The 1277-nt window shown below is 30.0% G+C and carries 2 protein-coding genes and 1 pseudogene; all 3 read left to right on the top strand.

Going from position 1 to position 1277, the window contains the following annotated elements; translation table 11 throughout:
• Positions 1 to 352: 352 nt before the first annotated feature.
• On the top strand, positions 353 to 670 hold the full coding sequence (locus tag Hs30E_RS10930; protein ID WP_172209959.1) for a hypothetical protein: 318 nt from the start codon (positions 353 to 355) through the stop codon (positions 668 to 670).
• 42 nt (positions 671 to 712) lie between these two features.
• Positions 713 to 1033, top strand: a complete 321-nt coding sequence (locus Hs30E_RS10935; protein WP_172209960.1) for a hypothetical protein — start codon at positions 713 to 715, stop codon at positions 1031 to 1033.
• A gap of 101 nt (positions 1034 to 1134) precedes the next feature.
• Positions 1135 to 1277: pseudogene (locus tag Hs30E_RS10940) on the top strand (IS5/IS1182 family transposase); the annotation flags it as partial.

The following is a 1277-nucleotide window of genomic DNA, read 5'->3' on the forward strand; positions in this document are numbered from 1 at the left end:
TAGATTCAAAGGTTGGACGTTTAACGCCAACTAGACGTTTAAAATGACTATCGCTGAGTTTCGTGAGGGATTCATAGTTCATGACTATAGTATAACAAATTTTTTTATTTTTGGGAGAAGTCTAATATAAAAAATGTAGAAAAATACCTTGATGAAGAGTTAAAAGGATACACAAAATCCCCATTAAAGCGAGGAGATGGGATAAGATATTTCGATGGTAAAGGAAATTCTTGGCAGTTAAACTATGGTTATGAAAATGCTTCTGATGCAGTTCACATGGTGGTCCATATTTAAAAACAACAATTAACGGAGAAATTGTTCGCATATCACTTAAAAAGTAAAGGAAAAATATATGAAAAAAGAAAATTTAGTAGAGTTTTTAAGTTCTATAATTGAAGAAGATGCAATCATATCCAGACTGTATAATTTATTTCATGTTAAATATGGATATGAAATTCAAGAATTAGATGTTTTAGTGCAATATGGTGTTAGAAATAGTAACTTTATTATTGAAAATATTGATAATTCTGATGTAACATATGATAAAGTGGAATGGAGGGAAGATAATAATTTTCAAGAAATAGTTATTATTGAGCAAAGTGATTTCATAAAATTATTGTTTTCAGAGAATCCAGAAATACCTAAAGATTTTGTGCAATTTTTAGATTAATTTTGTCAAAATTACCTTCATGGAAAGGTAATGGTAAGTAACATGGGTAAACTATTAGAAGAAATCAAACACTCTTTAGAAAATGAACGAGATTTCAATAAAACTGTAAATATTTTAAAACCTCTTGATGAGGAGGTGTTACGAGAAGCGTTAATTTGCTTAGCAATAGATTCGCAAAACATGAATTACTACTTCTTAATTTTACAACTTATTCAAGAAAATGAGACATGGACACATCATTTAACTGCTTCAAGATTATTAAGTGTAAGTCTCGTATCATTTGAGGGAGCTGAAAATATTGCTTTGAACCATTTAAGGCGTGCAATAGAACTTGATAATGACAATGTTGAACTAAAACTATAATTAGTGTCATTTTTTGAATCTCCCGAAAAATTGGTATCAGAAGAAGTTAAAGCCATTAATAGACTTCTCCCAAAAATAAAAAAATTTGTTATACTATAGTTATGAACTATGAATCCTTCACGAAACTCAGCGATAGTCATTTTAAACGTCTAGTTGGCGTTAAACGTCCAACCTTTGAATCTATGAGCAGTCTTCTTAAGACCGCTTATCATGAAAAACATAACCGTCGAGGTCGTCACAGTAA

It is taken from the genome of Pseudolactococcus hodotermopsidis (assembly GCF_011170085.1).
Classification (GTDB): Bacteria; Bacillota; Bacilli; order Lactobacillales; family Streptococcaceae; genus Pseudolactococcus; species Pseudolactococcus hodotermopsidis.

What these genes read in the sequence shown, in the direction of transcription:
- Hs30E_RS10930 (WP_172209959.1), top strand. Translation starts at nt 353, where the DNA reads ATGAAAAAAGAAAATTTAGTAGAGTTTTTAAGTTCTATAATTGAAGAA.
- Hs30E_RS10935 (WP_172209960.1), top strand. Translation starts at nt 713, where the DNA reads ATGGGTAAACTATTAGAAGAAATCAAACACTCTTTAGAAAATGAACGA.